The sequence below is a fragment of the Caulobacter sp. AP07 genome (assembly GCF_000281955.1).
Taxonomy (GTDB): Bacteria; Pseudomonadota; Alphaproteobacteria; order Caulobacterales; family Caulobacteraceae; genus Caulobacter.
On record NZ_AKKF01000188.1, the window covers coordinates 24,627 to 32,427 of the forward strand.

Sequence of the window (7,801 nt, forward strand, 5' to 3'; positions counted from 1 at the left end):
GTCTCCAAGGCATCATGACCACCGACCCCATCCAGACTATCGGCAACGTCCCCGCGTCCACGCTCGGTCGCCGGACGGACGCGGCGCAACGCCGGTTCTTCCGCGCCCTGCCGAAGGTGGAGCTGCATTGCCACCTGCTCGGCGCCGTGCGCCGCGACACCTTCACGGCCCTGGTCCGCAAGCGCGGCGCGCCGATCACCGACGCCGAGATCGCCGCCTTCTACGCACGGGGCGCCAAGCCGGTCGGCGTGCTGCGCGTCCTGCGGGCGCTGGAGCGGCACCTGCTGCTGGAGCCCGACGACTTCCGCCGGATCACCTACGAGTACCTGGAGGACGCGGCGGCCGAGACCGTCCGCCACGCCGAGTTCTTCTGGAACCCGACCGCCACGATCCGCGACACCGGCCTGGCCTATGGCGAGGTCCAGGCCGGCATCCTGGCGGGCATGCGCGAGGCCCAGGCCGATTTCGGGGTCAACGCCCTGCTGATCCCCAGCATCGACCGCGAGGCCGAGGCCTCCAGCGCCCTGGAGATGGTGGAGATGATGCTGGCCCATCGCGATCCGGCGGTGGCGGGCGTCGGCATCGACTATCGCGAGAACGATCGCCCCCCCGAGCTGTTCCTCGAGGCCTACGCCCTGGCCCGCCGCCATGGCCTGAAGGCCACCGCCCACGCGGGCGAGTTCGGCATGCCCTGGACCAATGTCGAGACGGCGGTCGAACGGCTGAAGGTCGACCGCGTCGACCACGGCTACACCATCGTCGACAATCCCGACCTGGCGCGGCGCTACGCCGAACGCGGCGTCGTCTTCACCGTGGTGCCGACCAACTCCTACTACCTGCGCACGCTCGAACCCGAGCGTTGGGCGGCCGATCATCCGATCCGCGCCATGTCGGCGCTGGGCCTGAAGCTCCACCCCAATACCGACGACCCGACCCTGCACAATGTCAGCCCGGCCGGCGCCTGGGAGCTGATGTACAGCCACCTCGGCTACGACCTCGACGCGCTGAAGGCGATGATGCTCAACGGCATCGACGGCTCCTGGGCCGACGAAGGCCAGCGCGCGGCCTGGCGCGCGGCCTGGCCCGCGGAATTCGACGAACTGGCCCTTACGGCCGGCTGGTTGCCCGCGGACGGCGCGGCGTGAGCGAAGGCGCCGACCTGACGGCGACGATCGTCCGCCTCAGCCGCGCCGCCACGACGGACATCCCGCCCGCGACGCTGGAGATGGCCAAGCTGTGCGTGCTCGACTGGTTCGGCCTAGCGCTGGCCGGGTCGCGCGAACCCCTGAGCATGCTGCTGCACGACGCGGCCCTGACCGAAGGCGCCCTGCCCGCCGCCACCATCGTGGGCCGGACCTTCGGCTTCAGCCCGCGCCAGGCCGCGCTGGTCAACGGCGCGGCGGGCCACGCGCTGGACTATGACGACGTCAACCTGGCCATGCGCGTCCATCCGACCACCGTCATCCTGCCCGGCGTGCTGGCCCTGGCCGAGGCGCAGGGCCTGTCGGGGAGCGCCGTGCTGCAGGCCTTCGTCGCCGGCTACGAGGCGGCGGGGATGATCGGCGCCCTGGTCAGCGCCAGCCACTACGCGCGCGGGTTTCACGCGACGGGGACGATCGGCGCCTTCGGCGCGGCTGCGGCCTGCGCCCATCTGCTCGGGCTGGACGAGGCCGCGACGGCGCGCGCCTACGGCCTGGCCGGCTCGCAGGCCGCCGGCCTCAAGGCGCAGTTCGGGACGATGGCCAAGTCGCTGCACGCCGGGCGGGCGGCCGAGGCCGGCCTGACGTCGGCGCTCTGGGCGCAGGCCGGGATGACGGCCCGACCCGACCTCCTCGAACGCCCCCTGGGCTTCATCGCCACCCAGACCGACGGCGCGCCGGCCGGCGGCGTTCGCTGGAACGGCCATGCGCTGGACCGCAACCTCTTCAAGCACCACGCGGCCTGCTTCGGCACGCACGGAACGCTGGAAGCGATCGGCGCCCTGCGGCGCGAGGGCCTGCGCCCCGAGCAGGTCCGCGCGATCCGCCTCAAGGTCGACGCCGGGGCCGACGCGATGTGCAACATCGCCGCGCCCCGCACCGGGCTGGAAGCCAAGTTCAGCCTGCGCTTCAACGCCGCCCTGGCGCTGCACGGCGCGGACACCTCCGACAGCGCCACCTATGCCGACGCGGTCGTCCTGCGTCCCGACCTCGAAGCCTCGCGCGCCGTCACCACGGTCGAACTGGCGCCGCCGGACTGGCCAGAGGACGTCACCGAAGTGACGGTCACGACGCTCGACGGCGAGACCCTGGTCAGGCGCCACGACATCAGCCTCCCGCCGGGCGACCTAGCGACGCAGCGCCCGCGGTTGCACGCCAAGTTCCTGGCCCTGGCCGCGCCGGTCATCGGCCATGAACGGGCTGAGCGGGCCGCCGCCGCGATCGGCCGGCTGGAGCACAGCGCCGACCTCTCCGAGCTCCTGGCCCTGATGCGAGACCCCGACCTCGGCGCCGTTCGATAACGGTCCGCCCGCTTCCGCCCTCAGGCGGCGCGGCGGGCGTAGAGGAACTCGATCACCGCCGCCCGGGCGTGGATGTAGGTCGGGTCCTGGGCGACGGCCAGGCGGTCGCGCGGGCGATCCAGGGACACGTTCAGCACCTGGCCGATCGAGGCGCGCGGCCCGTTGGTCATCATCACGATGCGGTCCGACAGCAGGGCCGCCTCGTCGACGTCGTGGGTGACCATCAGCACCGTGTTGTTCAAGGTCGCGTGGATCTCCATGACGCTGTCCTGCAGGTGGGCGCGGGTCAGGGCGTCCAGGGCCCCGAACGGCTCGTCCAGCAGCAGCACCTTGGGCTCCATGGCCAGAGCCCGGGCGATGCCGACCCGCTGCTTCATGCCGCCCGAGATCTCGGCGGGCCGCTTGTCCAGGGCGTGGGTCATCTTGACCAGGTCGAGGTTGTGCAGGGTCCAGTCGCGGCGCTCGGCGGCGCTCTTGCTGGCCCCGAACACCTTGTTGACCGCCAGGGAGACGTTCTCGCGCACCGACAGCCAGGGCAGCAGCGAGTGGTTCTGGAACACCACCGCCCGGTCGGGTCCCGGCGCGTTGACCTCCTGCTTGTCGAGGATCACCGCCCCGGTGGTTACGGGAACCAGGCCGGCGACCACGTTGAGCAAGGTCGACTTGCCGCAGCCGGAATGGCCGATGATCGAGACGAACTCGCCCTTGTCGACCCGCAGGTCGATGCCGGTCAGCACCTCGGAACGGGCGGCGCCCTTGGCGAAGGTGACGCCGACGCCTTCGATGGAGAGATAGGCCTTGGCCATGGTCGTGGTCTCCTAGCTGGCCGCGTTGCCGCGCGAGATGACGTGGCCCAGCAGGGCCACCAGGCGGTCGAGGAAGAAGCCGGTCAGACCGACCCAGGCCAGGGCCACGATGATGTCGGAGATGCGCGAGGCGTTGTACTGGTCCCAGATGAAGAAGCCGACGCCGACGCCGCCCAGCAGCATCTCGGAAGCGACGATGGCCAGCCAGCTCATGCCGATGCCGATCCGCAGGCCGGTGAAGATGTAGGGCGCGGTGGCCGGCAGCAGGATCTGGAAGAAGTACTCCACCGGCGACAGCCGCAGCACCTTGGCCACGTTGACATAGTCGGCCGGGATGTTGCGCACGCCGACGGCGGTGTTGATGATGATCGGCCAGATCGAGGTGATGAAGATCACGAACAGGGCCGAGGGCTGGGCCTCGCGGAAGGCGGCCAGCGAGATCGGCAGCCAGGCCAGGGGCGGCACGGTGCGCAGCACCTGGAAGATCGGGTCGAGGCCCCGGTGCGCCCAGCGGTTGGAGCCGATCAGCACGCCCAGCATCACCCCGCACACCGCCGAGATCGAGAAGCCGATCCCGACCCGCTTGAGGCTGGTCAGCACGTGCCAGAACAGGCCCTTGTCGACCCCGCCGTTGTCGAAGAACGGGTCGAGGATCAGGGTCTTGGAGTCGGTCCAGACATGGGCGGGCGACGGCAGGCCGGCATAGGAGTCGCCGACCGCGACCTGCCAGACGCCGAGGATCGCCAGCAGGGTCAGCAGCGGCGGGATCACCGCCGCCGCCGTCGCGCCGGCCCGCCGCTTCACTTCGGCGAGGCCGGAGGTCCGGGTCTCGCCGGCGGGCGGCGCGATGGCCGGCCCGGCCATGGGCCCGACCACCGGTTCGGCCGGCGAGAACGAGGGCTTGGGAAAGGTCATCGCCGCGCCCTCCCTAGACCAGCTTCTTGATCGGCTGGCTGGCCAGGTAGGCGCCCGGATTGGCCGGGTCGAACACCTTGCCGTCGAAGAACCGCTCGACGCCGCGGCTGTCGCCGGCGGGGCCCGTCTGGCCGATGGTCTTGGCCGCCGCGCGCCAGATGTCCGAGCGGTTGACCTTGTTGACCAGGGCCTGGGTGTTGGTCTTCTGCGGCAGCACGCCCCAGCGGATGTCCTCGGTCAGGAACCACAGGTCGTGCGACTTGAACGGGAAGCTGGCGTTGTCGGCCCAGAACTTCATCCGGTGCGGCGAGTTCTTCAGCGTCCGCCCGTCGCCATAGTCCACCGTGCCCTGCAGGCGGGGCAGGATGTCGCCCATCGGCACGTTGACGTACTGGCGGCCCGAGACGATCGAGCACATGGCCGGCAGGTTGGCGGCCTTGTCGCACCACAGGGCGGCTTCCTGCACGGCGGCGGTGATCGCCTGGGCGGCGCGCGGATACTTGTCGACCCAGGCGGCGCGCATGCCCAGCGCCTTTTCCGGGTGGTTCATCCACAGTTCCGAGGTCAGGCAGGCGGTGTAGCCGACCCGCTGGTTGACCAGCTGGCCGTTCCACGGCTCGCCGACGCAGAAGGCGTCCTGGGTGCCGGCCTTCATGTTGGCCACCATCTGCGGCGGCGGGATGACGATGGTGGCCACATCGGTCTCGGGATTGATGCCGCCGGCCGCCAGCCAGTAGCGCACCCACAGGTCGTGGGTGCCGCCCCGGAAGGTCATGGCCACCTTGGCGATGTTGCCGGCCGCCTTCAGTTGCAGGAACTTGGCCTTGGCGCCGGCGCTGTTCAGCCCGACCTTCACCGCCTTCAGGTCGTTGCCGACCGAGATGCCCTGGCCGTTGGTGTTGAGCCGGGCCAGCACGTACATCGGGGTCGGCGCGCCGCCGGTGATCGCGCCCGTGGTCATCAGATAGGGCATGGGCGACAGGATGTGGGCCCCGTCGATGCCGCCGCGCTCCGAGCCCAGCACCAGGTTGTCGCGGGTGGCGGCCCACGAGGCCTGCTTGACCACCTCCAGGTCGGGCAGGCCGTGCTTGGCGAACAGGCCGCGTTCCTTGGCGATGATCACCGGCGCGGAGTCGGTCAGGGCGATGAAGCCCAGCCGGGCCTTGGCCACCTCGGGTCCGGCGCCGGCGGCGTGGGCCCCGGCCGGGAACAGGGCCTTGGCGGCGGCGACCGTGGCGGCGGCTCCCACCAGGGCGTGGCGGCGGGTCAGGCCCGCTTCGGGCGTGGCGGCGGTCTTGTCGATCTTGGTCATGAGCTGCAAATCCCGCTGGAAATCAGAGTTTGTATTCGAGGGTGAACCAGGCCTTGGTCCGCGAGGCCGGCGGCGTCGCCGTGCCCAGGGGCACGGTCTTTTCGCGCTGGAAGTCGGCGTACTTCAGCTGGATCGAGAGCTTGGGGGTGATGGCGGCGGTGAACTGCACGTCCCACTCGCGGCCAAGGTCCGCGCCGGTCCTCTGGTCGTTGAAGTCGTGGTAGCGGACCAGGATGTCGGTGTTGAAGAAGTAGGTCCGCTTGAACCGCGGCTTGGCGTTGAAGCTGAGGTTGGCGTCCTCGATCCCGTCGACGAAGCTCTTGTTGCCGCCCGGCGAGACGAAGGCGTCGGACCAGCCCTGGAAGGCGTGGACGGTGGCCAGGGGCGTGGTGAAGCCCCGGGTCCCGTTACCCTCCAGCGACTCGTAGCTGGCCTTGACCGTGTAGATGTCGAAGGTGCCGGCGACGTCGCCGCCGAAATAGGCCAGGTCGAAGTCGGGCGTGTTGCCGTGATACTCCGACTGCTTGGCGTAGGTGGCGTTGTAGGCCAGCTGGTAGAGGCCGACCCAGGTCTTGCCCGAGGCCTTGACCCCCTTGGTCAGCGACGAGTTGACCGCCGAATTGCCGAAGTCGAGGGCGTAGACGAAGCCCTGCAGGCGCAGCGCCTCGGCCGGTGACCAGGTGACGTTCAGCAGGTGGCTATCCGAGTCCCAGTCCTTCAGCTCGCCGAGGATGCGGTTGATGTGGGTGACATAGGCGTAGGTCGCCTTGAACCGGCCCAGGGCGACGTCGGCGCGGACGGCGTCGAAGGTCTGCTCGTCCTGACGCCAGCCGACATTGCCGACGAAGCGCTGATCGTCGAGCAGGATGCGCTGGCGGCCGGCGGTGACCTGCAGGGCGGCGCTCGGCGTCCAGGTCAGCTGGGCGCGGTTCAGCTCGGTGACGTCCGGGTCGTTGACGATCGGATACTTGGCCTTGTCGGCCCCGTTCAGCGGCGGGGTGGCCACGCCCGGCACGTTGACGGCGTAGTGTTCGGGACCGGCCTGGCGGACGTCCTCGAACTCGATCAGGCCCTTGACGCTGTGGAACTCGGCGGTCTCCCAGCCCAGGCGGGTGCGGATCGTGAAGGCCGAGGCGTCGTCGGTCAGCGTCGCGGTCTTGGTCTGGTCGACGCCCTCGTAGCGGGCCCGGACCTCCAGGATCAGCTTTCCGGCCGCGACCTGGTCGCTGAAGGTCGGCGGCGGCGGCGGTTCGACGGCCTCGGCCGCCGGTTCGGCGACGGCTTCGCCAGCCGGCTCCGCGACCGCTGGAACCGGTTCCGGCGCGGCTTGAGCAAAGGCCGTTCCGCCCAACGTCAGGGCGCAGAAAGCCACGCTGCAACGCAGCATTCCTCGCGAGTTTTTCATGCCTTGATCCCCCAAAGACCAAAAAAAAACGCCCGGCGAGATCGCGGCGGCGATCTCTCCGGACGTCGTTGTCCAAACGGTACCTGGCGGCTGCATCGCCGCTGGGCGGCCCTCTCGGGCCTGCGCGGAACGTCGTTGTCCCGCGTGTCGAGATCAGGAAGGGGCCGGCGGCGCGACGCGGCAATTGGAAAACCGCGTTATGTCGCACCGCAACAAGAGAATGGGGTCATTTTGCACAGCGGCCATGCAGGGCCGGCGCGGTCGATGCTTGAATTTCGCGCGTTTATGCGTCGCGTCCAGCCCGTGCGCCGCCGCGCCGATCGCTCTTGATCACACCGCGGAGGTCGCCGCCGCCCTACCGGGTCGCCCAGGCCCGGCCGAGTTCCGACAGCGGCACGCACCCGTGGTAGGCGCCCGGTATGGGGTCGTATCTCAACGCCACCGTCGCGCCGGGTTCGGATGTGAAATAGCCGACCGTCACCAGGTTCTCGAGCACCAGGAAGAAGTGGGCGTCGTCAGGTGTTTCGTTGCGAACCGCCGAGGCTTCACGGTCATAGCCGGTCAGAAGCTCGACCTGCTGCTGCGGCGTCAACGCGACGAAGACGTCGCCATGGGCGGCGCGAGCGTCGGCGTCCATGCGCGCCAGTCCTCCCAGCAGCCGCTCCTTCTGGGCCTTGTCGTAATAGTTGGCCAACGCGCGATCGATGAACTGCGGCACGCCGGCTTCCCGGGCGCCCGGCGTGTCCGTGGCGGGGATGATCAGTTCGGCCACCACGTCCACCAGCCGCGCCTGGTCGGGCGCCAGCGCCGTGGGGGTCCAGGTCAGTGTCTGGGCGGCGGCTCGTCCGGCCCAGCCGGTCGCC

General features: G+C 70.0%; 7 protein-coding genes. 2 read left to right on the plus strand and 5 right to left on the minus strand.

Annotation, left to right across the window (positions count from 1 at the left end):
* Positions 1 to 14: 14 nt before the first annotated feature.
* Positions 15 to 1,145: an adenosine deaminase gene (add, locus tag PMI01_RS16560; RefSeq protein ID WP_007671356.1), complete on the plus strand. Its 1,131-nt coding sequence runs from the start codon at positions 15 to 17 to the stop codon at positions 1,143 to 1,145.
* The gene (locus PMI01_RS16565; protein ID WP_007671359.1) at positions 1,142 to 2,500 is read left to right on the plus strand and encodes an MmgE/PrpD family protein; all 1,359 of its coding nucleotides are present in this window, start codon (positions 1,142 to 1,144) and stop codon (positions 2,498 to 2,500) included. The genes add and PMI01_RS16565 overlap by 4 nt, the downstream gene beginning before the upstream one ends.
* Positions 2,501 to 2,520: 20 nt before the next feature.
* Here PMI01_RS16565 and PMI01_RS16570 read toward each other — a convergent pair whose 3' ends face one another.
* From PMI01_RS16570 to PMI01_RS16590, 5 genes are all read right to left on the minus strand, one after another.
* Positions 2,521 to 3,306, minus strand: a complete 786-nt coding sequence (locus tag PMI01_RS16570; RefSeq protein WP_007671361.1) for an ABC transporter ATP-binding protein — start codon at positions 3,304 to 3,306, stop codon at positions 2,521 to 2,523.
* A 12-nt stretch (positions 3,307 to 3,318) separates the two neighbouring features.
* On the minus strand, positions 3,319 to 4,221 hold the full coding sequence (gene ntrB, locus PMI01_RS16575) for a nitrate ABC transporter permease (protein ID WP_007671363.1): 903 nt from the start codon (positions 4,219 to 4,221) through the stop codon (positions 3,319 to 3,321).
* A gap of 13 nt (positions 4,222 to 4,234) precedes the next feature.
* Complete coding sequence (locus tag PMI01_RS16580; RefSeq protein ID WP_007671365.1) at positions 4,235 to 5,533, minus strand: CmpA/NrtA family ABC transporter substrate-binding protein; 1,299 nt, start codon at positions 5,531 to 5,533, stop codon at positions 4,235 to 4,237.
* 22 nt (positions 5,534 to 5,555) lie between these two features.
* Positions 5,556 to 6,938 carry an alginate export family protein gene (locus PMI01_RS16585; protein ID WP_007671368.1) on the minus strand — a complete coding sequence of 461 codons (1,383 nt, stop codon included), beginning with the start codon at positions 6,936 to 6,938 and terminating at the stop codon, positions 5,556 to 5,558.
* Positions 6,939 to 7,293: 355 nt separating this feature from the next.
* On the minus strand, positions 7,294 to 7,801 hold a 508-nt coding region (locus PMI01_RS16590; RefSeq protein ID WP_007671371.1), incomplete at its 5' end, for a gluconate 2-dehydrogenase subunit 3 family protein.